This window comes from Mesorhizobium sp. M00.F.Ca.ET.216.01.1.1 (assembly GCF_004010325.2).
Taxonomy (GTDB): domain Bacteria; phylum Pseudomonadota; class Alphaproteobacteria; order Rhizobiales; family Rhizobiaceae; genus Mesorhizobium.
On record NZ_SADR02000018.1, the window covers coordinates 71,639 to 88,923 of the forward strand.

Annotated in this window: 14 protein-coding genes; 10 read left to right on the forward strand and 4 right to left on the reverse strand. The window is 62.5% G+C overall.

All coding sequences use genetic code 11. The features are described from left to right. The first annotated feature begins 832 nt into the window (after nt 1-832). The 3 genes from EN859_RS22425 (at nt 833) to EN859_RS22440 (ending at nt 4,297) form a co-directional block, all read left to right on the forward strand. Complete coding sequence (locus EN859_RS22425) at nt 833-2,143, forward strand: site-specific integrase (protein WP_127854906.1); 1,311 nt, start codon at nt 833-835, stop codon at nt 2,141-2,143. A 532-nt stretch (nt 2,144-2,675) separates the two neighbouring features. Beyond that, nucleotides 2,676-3,017, forward strand: coding sequence for a hypothetical protein (locus EN859_RS22435; RefSeq protein WP_127854905.1), 342 nt, complete (start codon nt 2,676-2,678; stop codon nt 3,015-3,017). Continuing rightward, nucleotides 3,014-4,297: a HipA domain-containing protein gene (locus tag EN859_RS22440; protein WP_127854904.1), complete on the forward strand. Its 1,284-nt coding sequence runs from the start codon at nt 3,014-3,016 to the stop codon at nt 4,295-4,297. The genes EN859_RS22435 and EN859_RS22440 overlap by 4 nt, the downstream gene beginning before the upstream one ends. Before the next feature lie 318 nt (nt 4,298-4,615). Here the strand turns inward: EN859_RS22440 and EN859_RS22445 are convergent, their stop codons facing one another. Genes EN859_RS22445 through EN859_RS22460 form a run of 4 tightly spaced genes read right to left on the reverse strand, consistent with a single transcriptional unit; the run spans nt 4,616 to nt 8,819 of the window. Beyond that, the gene (locus EN859_RS22445) at nt 4,616-6,124 is read right to left on the reverse strand and encodes a sulfatase-like hydrolase/transferase (protein WP_127854903.1); all 1,509 of its coding nucleotides are present in this window, start codon (nt 6,122-6,124) and stop codon (nt 4,616-4,618) included. 15 nt (nt 6,125-6,139) lie between these two features. Next, entirely contained in the window at nt 6,140-6,943 is an 804-nt protein-coding gene (locus EN859_RS22450; RefSeq protein ID WP_127854902.1) for an inositol monophosphatase family protein, read from the reverse strand. 12 nt (nt 6,944-6,955) lie between these two features. After that, nucleotides 6,956-7,765 carry a glycerophosphodiester phosphodiesterase family protein gene (locus EN859_RS22455; RefSeq protein ID WP_127854901.1) on the reverse strand — a complete coding sequence of 270 codons (810 nt, stop codon included), beginning with the start codon at nt 7,763-7,765 and terminating at the stop codon, nt 6,956-6,958. Then, nucleotides 7,755-8,819 (reverse strand): LacI family DNA-binding transcriptional regulator, encoded by a 1,065-nt coding sequence (locus EN859_RS22460; RefSeq protein ID WP_245525655.1) that lies wholly within the window; start codon nt 8,817-8,819, stop codon nt 7,755-7,757. The genes EN859_RS22455 and EN859_RS22460 overlap by 11 nt, the downstream gene beginning before the upstream one ends. Nucleotides 8,820-8,934: 115 nt before the next feature. On the opposite strand from EN859_RS22460, the gene EN859_RS22465 reads away from it, so the two are divergent. The 7 genes from EN859_RS22465 (at nt 8,935) to EN859_RS22495 (ending at nt 17,130) form a co-directional block, all read left to right on the forward strand. Next, nucleotides 8,935-10,311 (forward strand): extracellular solute-binding protein, encoded by a 1,377-nt coding sequence (locus EN859_RS22465; RefSeq protein WP_127854899.1) that lies wholly within the window; start codon nt 8,935-8,937, stop codon nt 10,309-10,311. An 87-nt stretch (nt 10,312-10,398) separates the two neighbouring features. Beyond that, entirely contained in the window at nt 10,399-11,349 is a 951-nt protein-coding gene (locus tag EN859_RS22470; protein ID WP_127854898.1) for a sugar ABC transporter permease, read from the forward strand. Nucleotide 11,350: 1 nt separating this feature from the next. Continuing rightward, the gene (locus EN859_RS22475; RefSeq protein ID WP_127854897.1) at nt 11,351-12,448 is read left to right on the forward strand and encodes a carbohydrate ABC transporter permease; all 1,098 of its coding nucleotides are present in this window, start codon (nt 11,351-11,353) and stop codon (nt 12,446-12,448) included. Nucleotides 12,449-12,453: 5 nt separating this feature from the next. Further along, complete coding sequence (locus EN859_RS22480; RefSeq protein WP_127854896.1) at nt 12,454-13,518, forward strand: ABC transporter ATP-binding protein; 1,065 nt, start codon at nt 12,454-12,456, stop codon at nt 13,516-13,518. A 49-nt stretch (nt 13,519-13,567) separates the two neighbouring features. Then, nucleotides 13,568-14,443, forward strand: a complete 876-nt coding sequence (locus EN859_RS22485; RefSeq protein WP_127854895.1) for a hypothetical protein — start codon at nt 13,568-13,570, stop codon at nt 14,441-14,443. A 232-nt stretch (nt 14,444-14,675) separates the two neighbouring features. Then, nucleotides 14,676-16,673 (forward strand): conjugal transfer protein TraG, encoded by a 1,998-nt coding sequence (locus EN859_RS22490; protein ID WP_127854894.1) that lies wholly within the window; start codon nt 14,676-14,678, stop codon nt 16,671-16,673. Between the two features lie 55 nt (nt 16,674-16,728). Continuing rightward, nucleotides 16,729-17,130 carry a CopG family transcriptional regulator gene (locus EN859_RS22495; protein WP_245525661.1) on the forward strand — a complete coding sequence of 134 codons (402 nt, stop codon included), beginning with the start codon at nt 16,729-16,731 and terminating at the stop codon, nt 17,128-17,130. Nucleotides 17,131-17,285 lie beyond the last annotated feature (155 nt).

Sequence of the window (17,285 nt, forward strand, 5' to 3'; positions counted from 1 at the left end):
TGCGGGGCGGAGCGTCTGCTGACGGGATTAACGAGACCTTGGCTAGGGCGCGGGGGAAAGGCCCCGTTTCGATGAATTTGCCAAGTGCCCATATTGCTGAGGCTTCACGCCACAATCCGGGACCTGGCGCAAGAATCCTGGCTAATCCGCAACGATGCTCCTTTGGCTTGGGGCCGGCCAGGGCCTAAGCCACCGACGAGGCGAACCCAGACCGATGTTCGCGATGGGAACTGCGAACTTTCCGATTAGCAGGTCAAAGGGACATCTTTGCTGCAGAATCTCAAACTGCCACTTTTCGTAGTCCCAATTTTGGGCATATCCAATGCAGCGGGCGTCCCGAAACGGTGAGACATTGGTGGACACGGTGCGCTCAATTGCGACCAACTCACGGTTGGCTTCATGTGGAATACTGCGCCTGCCCGCATCGTGATGAACATACGCCTGCCATGCCACCAATCGCGATCTTGCGGCTACCTGCGGCCATGCTTCCTATTTCGGCGGAAGTAATGCTACCAACGCCGACACATCGTTACTTGCACCCGGTGCGACACATCCTCCGCTCGCGCGCTCAACGAGACCCGCGGCCCGTCTATTCTTGGGCGAAACGGTCGTACTATTGGCGATTGCCTGAGGGCTCCGCATTGAGAATTCCAGAGCAATTCGACAATACCACACCTCTTCGCGTTGAGATGGCTGCGCAAATTGCATTTCCCGACGGCTCGATGGGCGCCGCGGGCTTGCGCAAGGAACGTGACGCCGGTCGACTTGAAACGGAGTTAATCGCCGGAAAGGAGTATGTCACCTTGGCGGCCATAGCGAGAATGAGGGAGTTATGCCGCGGACGTCGAAAGGGCCCCGCCTCGTCTGGCGGGACGAAAGCTGGAAAAAGGACGGAACGCTCCGAAATAGGGCTGGATGGTTCATCCGCGACGGGTCAACCTTCATCAGCGCTGGCGGCGGCGAAAAAGGCCGTCCAGGAATTGAAAACGAAAAAGCGCTCGCGGCCTACATCGCCAATAAGTACCAGCCAGCGCGCGAGTACGGACGCAGTTCTGACGATGTCTTGATCGCCGATGTGATCAATGTCTACCTGAACGAGGTTGCGCCGAAGCATGCCGCGCCAGAACAGACGGCGGCTCGGCTGGAAAAAATCCTCGATTTCTTCGGCGAAAAGACGCTCGCCGTCATCAACGGCAAGCTCTGCCGTAACTACGTCGCGTCCAGGCCATCCGAAGCCGCTGCGCGCCGCCAACTCGAGGATCTTCGCGCGGCCATCAACTATTACCGGCGGGAAGGTTATACCACAGCCGTCCCGACGATTCCCCTGCCTGAGAAGCGCCGGGCGCGCGAGCGTTGGCTGACGCGCAGTGAAGCGGCCACCCTCGTCTGGGCCGCGTGGCGCATGAAGCAGACGTGGAAAGGCCACGAGAGCGGCCGGCGCACCGGACGCCATCTGGCCCGCTTCATGCTCGTCGCCCTCTACACGGGGACGCGCTCGGCCGCGGTCTGCGGTGCCGCCATCCGTCCAACCGAAGGGCGTGGTTATATGGACCTCGACCGCGGCGTCTTTTATCGCCGCGCTGATGGCGCCAAAAGGACCAAAAAACGCCAGCCGCCCGTGCGCCTGCCGGACCGGCTGCTGGCGCATTTGCGACGTTGGGCCTGCGCCGATCTCGATATCAAGACCAAGGGGCGGGGCAAGAGCGCGAACATTGGCCGCAAGATATCGCAGGATTTTGTCGTTGAGTGGAACGGAAAGCCGGTCGGATCGATCAAAAAGAGCTTTAGGACGGCGCGTAAAATCGCTGGCCTCGGTCCCGATGTCACTCCGCACATCTTCCGCCACACCGCCGCGACCTGGCTGATGCAGGCCGGTGCCGACCTGTGGCAGGCGGCGGGCTTTCTCGGCATGACCGTGGATGTCTTGATCGACACTTATGGTCACCATCATCCCGATTTCCAAGCAGACGCGGCCGAGAAGATCGCGAAGAAACACGTTGCCACCAACGCGTCGAAAACCATCCTCAGGACGGGCGAAAACAAAGCACGAATGCCGCGCTACTTCCAAACAAAACTGGGCACTTCGGCAGGAGTTGCCCCGCCGCCCATCACAAGCCTTTCAAGAACCGCTCTACGGCCGTGAATGCGGATTTCCGCATCGTCCACCTCTACTTCGTCGATGGCAGACCGGATGTAGGCGCGCCTGAAGGACGTATCACTGCTGAGCACGTTCGTGCGCATCACTTGCGTGAACGCTGCAATCTTCTCCTCGGTGAGACGGGCGCCCGGCCGCGGCAACGGCCCGGTCAAATGTGATCTGATGTCACATTCAGTCTTCACCGTCGCGACCCGCTCTTTGAGCGTCGCGTCGGTCGGATCGGCGATGACGCGCCGGTTCCATCCGCGTGGGAGCTGATGGCGATAGCCAACCGCTGCGATGACCCGGAATGGACTGCTGCCCTATGAAAGAGGCGAGGCGGGAATTGAGGCCCACGTGATGCGGGCCAAAAGGTCTCGTTTTTATAATGTTCATAATAATGGTCGCTAAGTCACTTTTCGTTCATTTTCCTGGACATAGCTGGCACAATGGGTTTTCGCGCTTCGAGTGCCTACAATTGATTTAACGTTCACAATCGTGTACACTAGAAACTATAACGACTACGTTTGTGAACGTAATGGACAAAAACACACCCTATAATCTGCCTATTCCTGTCCGGCGTGCTCTGCGCAAGCTGGGCCAGGATATTCGCGATGCACGGCGGCGGCGGCGCATTCCCTCGGCAATCCTCGCCGAGCGCGCCTCGATCAGCCGCACAACCCTCGTCAAGGTCGAGAAGGGCGAGCCAGGCGTGTCGCTTGGCACCTATGCCACAGTCCTGTTTGTGCTCGGGTTAACCGATCGTCTTTCCACCCTTGCGGACGTGCGGAACGACCCGCGCGGATTGGAGCTGGAAGAAGAGCATCTGCCGAAGCGCATCAGACGCCCCAGGAGCTCTCAGTCCCCGAGGGACGGATGATGGATCAAGAAACTCTCGTTTATGCCGACCTGGACGGCACCTCCCATCTTGTCGGGAGGCTCTGGGCGCACATGCGCAAGAACCGCGAAAGCGCCACTTTCGAGTATGCCCCGTCATGGCTTGAGAACAGAGAGCGTTTTGCTCTGGAGCTAGCGCTGCAGCTCGGCGAGGGCGCGTTTCATACAACAGCCGACAGATTCATGTTCGGCTCAATCGGCGATTCCGCGCCCGACCATTGGGGCCGGGCCTTGATGCGCCGCGCCGAAAGACGCCGTGCTGAAAGGGCCGGAGAAGCGCCGAACACCCTGAGAGAGATCGATTATCTTCTCGCGGTGGATGATGAAGCGCGGCCGGGGGCCTTACGGTTTGCGACCAAGGAAGGAGGGCCCTTCCTCGCGCACCATGAGGACACCACGCGCATCCCGCCACTGATTGAACTGCCGAGGCTGCTGGCCGCTACCGAGCGCATCATCGACGATGACGATGATGAGGATGAGGATGAGGATTTACGCCTGCTTCTTGCACCGGGCTCTTCGCTCGGCGGCGCGCGTCCGAAAGCGTCCGTCAGAGACAGGGACGGCGCACTCATCATCGCAAAGTTTGCGCACAAAGATGATGAATTCAACACCGTCGCCTGGGAAGCAGTCGCCCTGTCTCTCGCAGCGAGGGCCGGGATAGCGACAGCCACATCACAGTTTGAGCATATCGCCGAAAAGCCGGTTCTACTGCTCCGCCGCTTCGATCGTGACGGCGCGACACGCATTCCGTTTCTGTCGGCCATGAGCATGCTGGGCGCAAAGGACAACGAGACGCACAGTTACCTGGAGATCGTCGACGCCCTGCGGCAAAGCGGTGCGAGGCCGAAAGAAGATATGCACGAACTGTGGCGGCGGATCGTCTTCACCATCATGATCTCGAATTCAGACGACCATATGCGCAATCACGGCTTTCTCTACACAGGCCCTGACGGCTGGATTCTTTCGCCTGCCTACGATCTCAACCCCGTCCCGGTCGACATCAAGCCGCGTGTGCTCTCGACGGCGATTGACCTCGACGACCAGACTGCCTCTCTTGATGTCGCGTTGTCCGTCGCAGATTATTTTGAACTTAAGCCCGCACAGGCAGAGGGGATCGCGGCAGAGGTTGCCGCCAGCGTATCCGGATGGAGAAACGAGGCCGCGCGCATCGGGCTTAGCGCAAGAGATTGCAACCGCATGGCATCAGCCTTTGAGCACCACGATCTAGCGGCGGCGCTAAAAAATAGCCGGCGGCTCGCTTGATGACCTCTAAGAATTATATCGCGCAAACAATCACACAAGAGTCCCCAGTTTCATCCTGTCGGACGCACCATCACCCCACAGTTTCCCCACAGAACAGCCGGAGGCAAACGGGAACAAAAGCAAGCGAACGTGACGGAAGAGCCCGGGAATCTATGCCCTTGCTGGTAGCGCACCTCGTTCGGGACGAGGGGGGCGCAGGTTCAAATCCTGGCCTTCCTTGTTTGCCGATTGTTCAATCCACGCGAATTTGAAACTATCTCAAAAAAGACCGGACATGCTTCGGATTAGAAGCGCGGTGCATCAGAAGCGCTTGTCTTACTACACTGCAATGCGCGCGTAAGCTTCCGGCGGGGCGTCATTGGCACGCATGAGATCGTGCATGAGAAGCATCATTTTGCGATCGATGTCGGGCGAGGAGAGCGGCGTCATCTGCCCCGGATCATTGGCGAGATCGTACAGCCGCGTCTCGTTCTCCAGCAGCGCTCCGGGGCCGTAGTTGTCGAACATCGGCGAACGCTCGGTAACCGGGATTTTGAGGACCGGCGCGCCTTTCGTGAAGGGCAGGGGCCGCGCCAGCGACGCCCGGGCAAGTTCCTGTGGTGTGAACGGTTCCCAGATATGCGTTGGCATCAGCGTGTATTGATAGACCTCCTGCGAACGGGGATCGGGTGGGAAACGGTGATAAGTGTAGCGCCCGTCCGTCACGTTGATGGCGCCGCCGAAATAGCCGAACAAAGCGCCGGGTCGGATCGGGCGGTCGGCCCCGAGCAGTGGCAGCAGCGAATGGCCCTGCATCTCGGAGGGAGCCGGCACGCCAAACAGGTCGAGGAATGTCGGCGCGAGGTCGATGGTCTGGGTCAGCGCTGAACGGCGGACACCCGCACTGCTTGGCCGGCGCGGATCATGCACGACGAGCGGGATATGCACGATTTCCTCGTACATGTTCATCCGGTTCTTTGCCCAGAAGTCGTGCTCGCCGAGTAGGAAGCCGTGATCGGTCGTGACGACGAGCGCAGTGTCGCGCCAAAGATCGTGTGCGTCGAAATAATCGAGAAGTTGCCCCATCAGAAAATCGCAGAGCGCGACGACGGCGTAGTAGTTGGCGCGCAGCTCCTCACATTCCTGCGGCAGCTCGTCGACGCGGCCGTAGCGCGGCCAGTCGCGGATCGGACCGTTCCAGCCTGTTTTGAATTGCTCGCGAAATCGCTCGGGCGCGGTGAACGGCTCGTGCGGGTCGAATGTCTCGATCTGCAGGAACCAGTCGTCCGCGGTCCTGTTGCGGTCGAGGAACTCGAAGCCGGCGGCAAAACACTGCACCGAGGGGTAGTCGCTCTCTTCCCTGATGAACTCACGGTTGACGATGTTGCGGCGGAACTTGTCGCGCGTCGTCTGGCTGAACTGCCGCTCATGATACATTTCGCGCAGGCGCTGCCACGGCGGCTGCACCATGGCCTTCCACGGGTCGCCCTCCTGCCCGCGGATGAAGTCGTAGCTGTCGTACTTTGTATGGTAGGTGGCGCCGCCATCCTCGAAATAATGGAAGTGGTCGGTGACAAGATGGCTGTAGACGCCGGCCTCGCTCAGCAACTCGGGAAAAGAATTGTCGAACGGCTCGAGCGGCCCCCAGCTCCTGTGGAGAAAGCTGAGACGTCCGGTCTGCATGTCGCGGCGCGCCGGCATGCAGGGCAGGCTGCCGACATAATGACGCTCGAAGGTTGCGGCGCGCTCGGCAAGACGGGCGAAATTGGGCGTCGGCACCCGCTTCCCGCCATAAGGGGCGAGCAAATGGCGGTTGAGCGAGTCGAAAAGAACGAAGACGGCTTTCATCGAACCTGGCAGGCCTCACTCATAGCTGCCAAACGCTACATGCTGTTTGACTGTGTCGACCAGCGCCGGCGTCGTGGCAAGGATCTCGCAGCCTTCCGTCAGGTGCACGGCTGCGAAATCATTTGTCCAGCCTCCCGCTTCGCGGACCAGGAGCAATCCGGCCACGGCGTCCCACGAATTCATGTGGCGCTCCCAGTAGCCGTCGAAGCGTCCCGCGGCCGTATAGGCGAGGCCGAGCGCCCCGGAGCCGAGCCGCAGATACTCACACCCTCCCGAAAGCAGCGCATTGACCGCGCGAACATGCTCCGCGACCGGCCGGCGATAGCTGAAGCCGATGCAGATGCGCGCGCGCGTCGGATCGGTTTCGCCGCTCACCTTGATCGGCCGGCCGTTGAGAAAGGCGCCGCCGCCTTTTCTCGCTGAAAAGAGCTCGGCCGCCGTCGGATCGTAGATGGTCCCGAGCGTCAGCTCGCCGTCGACGACCAGCCCAACCGAGACGCACCAGAATGGAACGCCGGTCAGGAAATTGTGCGTGCCGTCGATTGGGTCGATCACCCAGACGGCGGCCGCGTCCCGGTTGCGGGACCCGCGCTCCTCGCCGAGGAAGCCGTCTTCCGGAAAGAGGCGGCTAAGGCCGGCGACGATGAGGTCCTCGCATTCGCGGTCCGCCTCGCTCACCAGGTCCTGTACGCCCTTTCGATCGATGCTGAGGAGCTCGCGCCGGGCAAAATGGTCGGCGGCGAGCCGGCCCGCTTCGCGCACGACAGCTTCCGCCGCTCGCAAACGGTTATCGAGAAGGGTCGGCTGCAGTTGAGTCATGACAAGATGTCCTCAGCCGGTCTGGCCGGCTTGTTTGACGAGCCGCGCGATGAACGGCACGTCGTCACCCGAGATTGAGTCGATCAGCCCATCGGCGATCCATCGCACGATATTCGGCAACGGGTCGCGGCCGCCGCGCCAGTATTCGGCGAGTTTGTCGGGGCGGGGCAGGCTCAGGCGAATGCTGAAGCCTGCATCATGCAGTGCATGCGCGTCGTCGGCATGGAACATGTCGAGTTCGATCGAGACCGATGCAGCGCCGCATGCTCTCAGCACACCCACAATGTCGACATGGCGGGCGTGAGTGATGGCTTCCGTCCGGAGGCCCGGATGGCGCTCGACCGCACTCTTAAGCACCCCATGGTCGAAGCTGATCACGATCACGCGGTCGAGCGTGCGGGTTGTTCGCAGCAGGGCCGCCACCCGATCGACTGCGAGGTCCGGCTGCTCGGCCTCCTTGATCTCCAGCACGATCCCCATGTCGTTTGCCTTCGCCCAATCGAGCGCCTCGGCGACAGTCGGTATCTTCGTCCCGGCGAAAGCGGGATGGAACCGCACGCCTGCATCCAGCCTGCGGACTTGCTCCAGGGTGAAGTCGGCCGCGAAGCCGTGGCCGTCCGTCGTCCGGTCGACGGTCAGGTCGTGCAGGACGATCGGCTCGCCGTCAGCCGTCAGCACGATATCGATCTCGACCGTGGTCGCGCCCGCAGCCTTTGCCGCTTCGAGCCCAGGCAGCGTGTTCTCCGGGTAGTGAAGACTGTAGCCGCGATGGCCGCAGACAAGGGTACGACCCATCTCGCGGGCCAGGAAGCTAAAGGCCATCTACTTGGATCCCTATCTCGCCGGTACTTCTCTGGTGGCGTACCTTGACCGTTTCACGAACGACGAGCTCGACCGGGAAATAGACCGAGACCGGTGGCGAGTCCGGATCCGCAATGCGCCGGTCGAGGATTGACACGACCTCCTTGGCGATACGGTGGGGATCTTGCCGCAGCGTCGTCAGCCTGTAGGAGGTCCATGCGGCAATGGGCACGTCGTCGAAGCCGATGACCGAGACGTCGTCCGGTACGCGCAGGCCTGCTTGGCGCAGGTGATCGAGCGCGCCGAACGCCATGAGATCGTTCACGCAGAAGAGAGCGTCGGGCGCCGGTCCGCTTGCCAGCAACCGGCGCGCCGCCTCTTGTCCGCCGTCGTAATCGGAGTGACCGGCGCGCACGATACTCGGCTTGAACCCGGACGCGACGGCGAACCCCGCGAACGCCTGCTCGCGGGCGGCCAGACTCGGGCTCGGATCCTCCTTGTTGATCACGGCGAAGCGGGAGGCCCCGGTCAAGGACAAGGCCTCGAAGGCCTGCTGCGCGCCGTCCCTGTCGTCGCAATGGACGCTATCGAGGCCGGTCTCGGCCCGGTTGATTAGGATCAGCGGTTGCCCGTTTCGCCGCGTGATCTCGACAAGGCTCTCCGGCGGCGAGCCTGAGAGGAAGACGGTTGCCTCCGCACGGTAGCGCAGCAATTGCCGGCTGGCATTCGCGATATCTTCGGCTGTGGTGCCGATGTTGATAATCGCCGGTACGTTGCTGCGCTCGATCAAAGCTTGCGAGAGGGCGGCAATCATCTGTGCCCGGAACGGGGAATCGGCATCGGAGGTTACCAGGCCGATCAGCCGGCTGCGATTGGCGAGAAGCCCGCGCGCGAGATCGTTGACCTGGTATCCAAGAGCCGTAGCCGCCTCATGCACCCGCGCCAGCGTTCCCGGGGCGATGCTCGCGCCGGGCGTGAAGGCGCGCGAGACCGCCGACCGCGACACGCCCGCCCGCTCGGCCACTGCTTGGGCGCTCACAAAGCGGCCCTGACCATTGTCTTTGCCCTCAGCCACGACCCTATATCCCCTCCCACTGGACATTCTCCAAAGCGCATTCATAATCCCGTTGCACAGCATTGCAACAATATGACGGCGCGGTGAAGCGTGTCGCAACAGGGAGGATAGCAGGATGATTCACTGGAAAAGCGGAACTGCTGCGGCGCTCCTGAGCGCAGCGTTGGCGGGCGGCTTAGCGGTCGCCTTCACAGCAATGCCGGTTTTCGCGCAGGAAACCGTGAAATTCGAGCTCTGGTCGCGCCAGGACCCCTCCGGGCCGCTGCGTGCGGGCAACGTGGTCAAAGCCGCCGAGCGGCTGAACAAGGAGCTCGAGGCCGAAGGTTCGCCCAAGCGCGTCGAGGTCGCGGTGCGCGAGAGCCCGGCCAAGGGCTTCGACGACGACGCGCTGCAGCTCCTCAAAGTGTTCGGCATCGGCCAGGGCCCGGACATGTTCATCGCCGCGCATGAATGGGTCTGCGCTTTCCAGCAGGACGGCTTCGTCCTCAAGCTCGACGACTATATCGCCAAATATCCCCAGCACTTCGGCACGATCTTCCCGTCGCTCTGGTCGTCGGCGAAGTGTTCCGACGGCACCTACGCCATCCCGCAGGACGCCGAGGCGCGGATGTTCTTCTACAACAAGAAGCTCCTGCGCGAGGCCGGCTACGACGCGGCTTTCGTCAACGCCTTGCCCGAACGGGCGCTGTCGGGCGATCTCACGATGGACGAGCTCCTGGATATCGCCAAGCAGGTGGTCGACAAGACGAAGGCTCATTACGGTATACTCCACCGGCCGAACAAGGGGCCTGACTACATCATGGTCTTCAATACCTACGGCAACGACTTCGTCGATCCGGCAACCGGCAACCTGCTCCTCGAACGCGACAAGCTCGCGGCGGCCTTCGGCTGGTTCGAGCGCGGGGTGAAGGAAGGGGTAATCCCGGCCAACAACACGGCGATGGAATTCGATGCGCTGCGCAAGGAGTTCTACACCGGCAACGCCGCCTTCTGGATGTACGGCATCTGGGATCTCGGCAGCGTCGCTTTCCCGACCTACGGGCTGCCGAAGGACGAGAAGGCCTTCTTCGCGGATTGGGGCTGGATCGCCGGGCCGGCAGCCACGAAGGGCGGCGCGCCGGTCAGCCTGACCCATCCGATCGTCTATGCGATATCCGCCAGCACGAAGGAGCCGGAGCTCGCCGTCCGCCTGCTCGGCCACGCCTCGGCGGCCGACCTCAACACCGACCATGCGATCACCACGACCCATATCGGCATCAAGCCGGAGCAGCTTCAGGACCCGCGCTATGCCGAGGCCTGGCCGCTCGCCCGCGCAACCGAGCTGCTCAAGATCACCAAGTTCCTGCCCAACAATGCGCAGTTCGGCGAGCTCAACGGCATCATCTATGCCGCAATCCAGGGCATAGAGTCGGGGCGGCTGTCGGCTGCGGATGCGGCGGCGTTCGTGATCGACGAGGCGTCGGCGAGCCTCGAAGACGTCGTCGTCAAATAGCTGCGATCCGCGTCGCGATGGTCGAGCCACACGCCGGATCGACCGTCGCGAGAGCAGGGCTGCGGAGCCGCCCCGCCAGGCCAGGCAATGACGACAACAGATGAACTCATGATCGAACGGCGCGGCCATGCGGGGTCCGCGACCCGCGGGCGCGCGAACTTCGCGATCTTCCTCGGGCCGGCGATCGTACTCACGGTCCTGTTCTTCATCGTTCCCGTCCTCATCGACATCGCGGTGTCCTTCACCGATCTCAACCGTTCGCTTCGCATCACCGGGCTCACTCTTGAGCAATACGAGAAGGTCTTCCGCGGCGACCGCCGGCTGACGCCGGTGATCGGGCTGACTTTCATCTACGTCTTCGGCACCCTGGCGATCTTCAACGTGACCTTCGGCCTGATCCTCGCCATCGCCACCACTTCGCTCAGAAATGTGTCCGGCAGCTTCTTCCGGGGTGTCTGGCTGCTGCCGCGCATGAGCCCGTCGGTGCTCTACATCCTGCTCTGGCTCTGGGCGGTGAGCCCCGCTGAAGCCGGCCTCGTCAACCAGGTTCTCATGCAGGGCTTCGGTCTCGACGCACCGCTCGACCTGCTCACCTCCGCCCCGATCACGCTGATCATCATCTCGAACGGCTTCATCGGCGCCTCGATGGGCATGATCATCTTCACCGCCGCGATCCGAGGCATTCCCGAGCACCTGTTCCACGCCGCCGCGGTGGACGGCGCCGGGACCTTCGCGCAGATACGCTTCATCACGCTGCCGGCGCTACGCTGGCCGATCAGCTTCGTGACGATCTACCAGACGCTCTCGTTGCTGGTCAGCTTCGAGTACATTCTGCTGCTCACCAAGGGCGGCCCGTTCTACGACACGACCGTCTACGCCCTTTACGTGTACCGGCGCGCCTTCGAGAGCGGCCAGTACGCCTATGGCGCCGCGCTGGCGCTCTTCCTCATCGTCATCGGCGTGGTCGTCGCGCTGCTTGGCTGGCGCTTCTTCGACATGGAGCGCCTGCTGCAGCGCCCGCGCATCGAGGTGCATTGAGATGGCGGGTGAGGCGATCTCCACGGCTACGACGGCGCCAGAGCCCCTGGCCGATTGGGATGCGTTAGCAGCGCGGGCGCGCAACTTGCGCCGCACCAAGGCGGTTGTCCTCTACGCCTTCCTGATCGCGGTCTCGCTGCCGATCATCCTGCCCTATTTCTGGCTGGTCACAATCGCCTTCTCGGCCAAGACCGGCGTTGCCGAGACGGCGGTGCTCTGGCGCTCGATGGCCGTGGTCGTGCCGACCGTCATCGCGCTATGGCTTGCCGCCGCGTTCGCCCAAAGCCGGCGCCAGACGTGGATCGGCATGGCGGTGATCGCTGCCGTCGCCGTCATCGCCTTTACCCTGCTCGTTGGTCCCGACCTGCATGTCGGCAATTTCATTTTCCTGTGGGAGCCGGACTTCGCTTCGGTCGTGCGGTCGCGGATCGGTGAGGTGAAGGGCGCGGTGCAATTTCCCAATGTCTGGCACGCCTTCGCCAACTCGATCCTGATCGCCGGCGCGCAGACGGCGATCGTCGTCACCGTCGCTTCGTTGGCGGCCTACTACCTGTCGCGTTTCCAGTTCCCCGGCCGCTCGGCGATGCTGCGCTCACTGCTCGTGCTTCACGCCTTCCCCGTGATGACGCTGATCGTGCCGATGTTCCTGATGCTCTACTGGATCGGGCTCCTCGACACGCTGGCCGGCGTCATACTCGTGCTCGTCGCCTTCGAGTTGCCCTTCGCCATCTTCATCATGAAAGGCTTCTTCGACGCCGTGCCGTGGGACATCGAGATGAGCGCGCTGACGGACGGCGCGTCGCGGCGGCAGGCATTCCTGAAGATCGTGCTGCCTCAGGTTAGGAACGGCATTCTCGCCATCGCCGTTTTCACCTTCATCCGCGGCTGGGAAGAATACATCTTCGTCTTCACCTTCCTGATTAGGAACACCAACTGGACCATGAGCCTCTACATGTACTGGGCGCGAGACGACGTCATGGGCGTCGACTATGGCGTCGTCTCGGCGGTCGGCGTCTTCTATCTTGTCCCGAGCCTGATCCTCTACATGGCCGCGCAGCGCTATCTCATGCAGATGTCGATCGGCGGCGTGAAGGGCTGACCACGATGGCGAAGATCGAATTCCGCAACGTCGTGAAGCGCTTCGGGAAGGTCGAGGTGATCCCCGACATGAACCTCGTCATCGAGGACGGCGAGTTCGTTGCGCTGCTCGGTCCCTCCGGCTGCGGCAAGTCGACGAGCCTGTTCATGCTCGCCGGCATCTACGTGCCGAGCGGCGGCGAGCTCTTGTTCGACGGCCATGTGGTCAACGAGGTCGAGGCACGCGACCGCAATGTCGGCATCGTCTTCCAGTCCTATGCGCTCTATCCGCATATGAGCGTGCGCGATAACATCCTGTTCCCGCTGCGCTTCAAGAAGACACCTCACGAGGAAGCGCTTGGCCGGGTTAAGGCTGCCGCCGAACTCGTCCGGGTAGCAGAACTGCTGGAGCGCCGTCCAAGCGAGCTTTCCGGCGGACAGCAGCAGCGCGTCGCACTTGCCCGCGCGCTGGTGAAGGAGCCGCAGCTCCTGCTCCTCGACGAGCCGCTCTCCAACCTCGACGCGACGCTCCGGCTTTCCATGCGCACCGAGATCAAGTCGCTGCAGGAAAAGCTCGGCGTCACGACCGTGCTCGTCACGCACGACCAGATCGAGGCCACCACGATGGCTGACCGCATCATCTGCATGCGCGCCGGCCGCATCGAGCAGATCGGCACGCCGGATGACCTTTATCTCAGGCCATCAAGCCTGTTCGTGGCTTCCTTCATCGGCTCGCCACCAATCAACCTGATCGCCGGTGAAGCGCAGAGCGGCACGGTCACAGTCAATGGCGCCAGGTTTCCGATCGAGGGTGCATCCGGGGCGGTGACCGTCGGACTGCGGCCGGAGCACCTCAAATTCGGCGACGCCGGCTTCGTCGGCCGCATCGCACAGATCGAGCCGATGGGGCGCGAGATACTGTATGTCGTCGAGACCAATATCGGCACTGTTCGCGTGCTCGAGCAGGGTTCGTCAGCCGGCTACCCCCTGGGTGAAGAGGTAAAGATCGGCTTCCTGCCAGGGCATTCGCTCGTATTCGAGACCGCGCGCCAGAAGCTCATCGCCGGCGCGCACGTCCGCGCGCCGGCTTGACACAGCCCCAGTGCCGACCGACTTGTCACGCCTTCGATCAGGAGAGTAAATGCCGGTGGCAGCGTTCGATGCCAGCAGCCAAGCGTCCAACACGCCAGTGACAGTTGACGGTCCCCATGGTCCGATCCGGCTCAAATGGCACAAGCTGCGGACACGCCCTGGCGAAGCGCCCTTCAAGCGCTCGAACCTCGCGCTCGGCTGGCAGCTCGGGGCGAGCCTCGAAGTCGACATACTCGCCACCGCCGACGGTCGCTTCGCCGTTCTCCACGACCCGACGCTCGGTCCCTCGACAACCGGCCGCGGGCGCGTCTCGCAGATGCCGATCTCGTCGATGGACGGGCTTTTCCATCGGGACTCCAACGGCACTCCCGACCCCGATGCGCCGGTTCTGTCGCTCGCCGAGTTGTTGGCCCCGCTTCGAGCGCTGCCGAAAGCGCCGTCGGCCAACCTTCAGCTCGACCTCAAACTGCTCGATGGACGTATGCTTTCGGACACAGCGATTGCCGATGCGGGAGCGGCGGTCGCGGGCTTGGCGGAGGGCATCATCGTCGGATCGCATTATCTCGATGATGCGCGCCGGATTGCCGCTGCCATCGCCGGAGCCCAGCTCGGCTATGACCCAATGTTGGCGGTCTCCCGCCAACCAGGTCTCCGCGATCCGCAGCACCTCCTGCGCCACATCGAGCGCCGTATGGCCGGCGTCACCCTCGCCTACCTCAGGTTCGACGCCATCATCGCCGCGGAAAAGCAGGGCTTCCCGCTCGTTGCCCGCTTGCTCGACCTCGGGATCGAGACCGACGCCTGGACTGTCAATCCCGGTCGAGAGACTCGCGACGCTACCCTCTGCACGCTCGTCGAAGCGAAGGTGCGCCAGATCACGACCGATGCGCCGGGCGATATCTTCCGCATGATCCGCTCGCTTTAGTCACACCAAAACCGGCGGCCGCCTCCGAGGGGCGGTCCGACCGACTGTATTGGGTGAAAGCCGACGGAGTTTGCCGTACGCGTGAATGCATTCAAGTTCCCGGTGCATCGCATTCAGCAAGTCTCTTTACGTCCGGCTACGCCTCGCTGCTTTGATCGGTCCTTTATCCTTGCACATCTGGAGACTCGAGATTCTTTATCCATTCCCGATTGTCTAGCCGGGGAGAAGAGGATTGCCGGCCACCAAAATCCTGTGGGGTCAGGTCGTGACCGTCCTTCTGATAGTACTCGTCTCCACTTGGTGCGCGACACAATGGACGGCATGGCGGCTCGGCTTCCAGCCGCAGTTGGGCTCGCCTTGGTTCGGGCTTGTTGGCCAGTCCGTCTATCCGCCACCGGCATTTTTCTGGTGGTGGTTTTTCTACGATGCCTATGCGCCTGAGGTTTTCCTCGAGGGCGCGCTGATCGCCGCGAGCGGAAGCTTTATCGCGATCACTGTGGCCATCGGCATGTCGGTGTGGCGGGCCCGCGAGGCAAAAGACGCCGCCACCTACGGCTCGGCGCGCTGGGCGACACGCGATGAAATCAGGGCCGAAGGCATGATCGGTCCCGACGGCGTGGTGCTCGGCAAGCTCGACCGCGACTATCTACGGCATGATGGTCCCGAACATGTGTTGTGCTTCGCGCCAACACGAAGCGGCAAGGGCGTTGGCCTCGTTGTGCCGACGCTGCTCACCTGGCCAGGAAGCGCTATCGTGCATGATATCAAGGGAGAGAATTGGGAACTGACGGCCGGATGGCGGTCGCGCTTCGGCCGCGTGCTGCTGTTCGATCCGACCAATGCGACCTCGGCGGCCTACAATCCTTTGCTGGAAGTGCGGCGTGGTGAATGGGAAGTGCGCGATGTTCAGAACGTCGCTGATGTGCTGGTCGACCCCGAGGGCTCCTTGGAACGCAGGAATCATTGGGAGAAGACCAGTCACGCATTGCTGGTCGGCGCCATTTTGCATGTCCTTTACGCGGAGAAGGACAAGACACTCGCTGGCGTTGCCAACGTTCTCTCAGACCCACAACGACCGATCGAGACGACGCTGCGCAACATGATGCTGACGAAGCACCTGGGTGAGGGCGGTCCGCATCCGGTCGTGGCATCGGCTGCACGGGAACTGCTCAACAAATCGGAGAACGAACGCTCCGGGGTACTCTCGACGGCCATGAGCTTTCTGGGGCTCTATCGCGACCCGGTCGTGGCGAAGGTGACATCGCGATGCGATTGGCGGATCGCCGACCTTGTCGAGGGCGAGCGGCCAACGACGCTCTATCTGGTTGTCCCGCCATCGGACATCAGCCGCACCAAGCCGATCATCCGCCTCGTGCTAAATCAGATCGGTCGCAGGCTGACGGAAGACCTTCATGCCAAGGAGCGACGACAGCGACTGATGATGATGCTCGACGAGTTTCCCGCACTCGGCCGGCTCGACTTCTTCGAAAGCGCGCTGGCCTTCATGGCGGGCTACGGCATCAAGTCTTTCCTCATTGCCCAGTCGCTCAACCAGATCGAAAAGGCCTACGGCCCGAACAACTCCATCCTCGACAACTGTCATGTGCGGGTGAGCTTCGCCACCAACGACGAACGGACGGCCAAACGCGTCTCGGATTCGCTTGGCACGGCGACCGAGCTGCGCGCGATGAAAAACTATGCCGGGCATCGGCTTTCGCCTTGGCTCGGGCATCTCATGGTGTCGCGGCAGGAAACGGCACGCGCCCTAATGACGCCTGGCGAGATCATGCAGCTGCCACCGACCGACGCCATCGTCATGGTGTCGGGTCTGTTCCCGATCCGGGCAAAGAAGGCGCGCTATTTTTCGGATCCTCGCCTTGTCGAACGCGTCGTGCCGCCACCGAGGCCCGATGTGACCGCAGGAACGTCGCGCCCCGACGACTGGGCCGACGCGACAACTCCCGCGGAACCGGGAGACGTTCCTCTGCAATTGAAACCGCCGATGGAGCCGCAGGACGAGGATCCGGCAAATAGCGGCATCCGCCGTCAGCCCGAAATTCCGGAACACGAGGACATCGCGCCCAAGCGAACCAGACAGCGCGATTACGAGTTCGACCTTGACCAGGACGAACCCGACGATGACGCCGTCCGTCGGCGCGCGGTCGATCACGCAATGCGGCGCGTCGCGCGGCAGGCCAGCCTCGACCCTAATGACGGTATTGAGCTCTGAGCCCTTGAAGAACGCGAAGAAAAAGCGGCTGTCGGCCTATCTCGATCCAGACGTCATGAACGCCTTGACTGACTACGCGGCGCGCCGCGATGTCTCGCTGTCATTGATCGCCGAGGCTGCGATTGCTTCGTTCCTATCACCAGATGCCGAGGACCGGAAGGAAGCGGCGATCACCCGGCGCCTCGACCAGATCGACCGGCGGGTACAGCGCGTCGAGCGCGATGTCGGGATCGCCATCGAGACCTTGGCGCTGTTCGTCCGCTTCTGGCTCAGCTCGACCCCGGCGTTGCCGGAATCCGCGCAGGCCGAAGCCCGCGCCAAAGGACTACTGCGCTATGATCGGTTCGTCGACGCACTTGGCCGCAGACTAAGCAAAGGGCCAAGACTCGGGCAGGAGATCGCCGAGGACGTCCCGCCGATATCGCGAGCCGACGCGGATGATTTAGCAGCGAGATAGATAGCGCAGGCTATTCGGGACGCTGCCGCACCGCATTTTGCAAGTCTCTTCGGGCCGCAGTGCCATCGCCCATTTTGCTTGTTGCAAGCCCGCCGTTACTGCCTTTTCTAATCATCCCCAACCGCGGCACAAGCCGGTTCGCCGCAACAAACGGG

Bases quoted from the DNA above. Each gene is read 5' to 3' on its own strand.
- EN859_RS22445 (WP_127854903.1), bottom strand. From the start codon at position 6,124: ATGAAAGCCGTCTTCGTTCTTTTCGACTCGCTCAACCGCCATTTGCTC.
- EN859_RS22425 (WP_127854906.1), top strand. From the start codon at position 833: ATGCCGCGGACGTCGAAAGGGCCCCGCCTCGTCTGGCGGGACGAAAGC.
- EN859_RS22485 (WP_127854895.1), top strand. From the start codon at position 13,568: ATGCCGGTGGCAGCGTTCGATGCCAGCAGCCAAGCGTCCAACACGCCA.
- EN859_RS22470 (WP_127854898.1), top strand. From the start codon at position 10,399: ATGACGACAACAGATGAACTCATGATCGAACGGCGCGGCCATGCGGGG.
- EN859_RS22480 (WP_127854896.1), top strand. From the start codon at position 12,454: ATGGCGAAGATCGAATTCCGCAACGTCGTGAAGCGCTTCGGGAAGGTC.
- EN859_RS22450 (WP_127854902.1), bottom strand. From the start codon at position 6,943: ATGACTCAACTGCAGCCGACCCTTCTCGATAACCGTTTGCGAGCGGCG.
- EN859_RS22495 (WP_245525661.1), top strand. From the start codon at position 16,729: ATGAACGCCTTGACTGACTACGCGGCGCGCCGCGATGTCTCGCTGTCA.
- EN859_RS22455 (WP_127854901.1), bottom strand. From the start codon at position 7,765: ATGGCCTTTAGCTTCCTGGCCCGCGAGATGGGTCGTACCCTTGTCTGC.
- EN859_RS22440 (WP_127854904.1), top strand. From the start codon at position 3,014: ATGATGGATCAAGAAACTCTCGTTTATGCCGACCTGGACGGCACCTCC.
- EN859_RS22475 (WP_127854897.1), top strand. From the start codon at position 11,351: ATGGCGGGTGAGGCGATCTCCACGGCTACGACGGCGCCAGAGCCCCTG.
- EN859_RS22435 (WP_127854905.1), top strand. From the start codon at position 2,676: ATGGACAAAAACACACCCTATAATCTGCCTATTCCTGTCCGGCGTGCT.
- EN859_RS22465 (WP_127854899.1), top strand. From the start codon at position 8,935: ATGATTCACTGGAAAAGCGGAACTGCTGCGGCGCTCCTGAGCGCAGCG.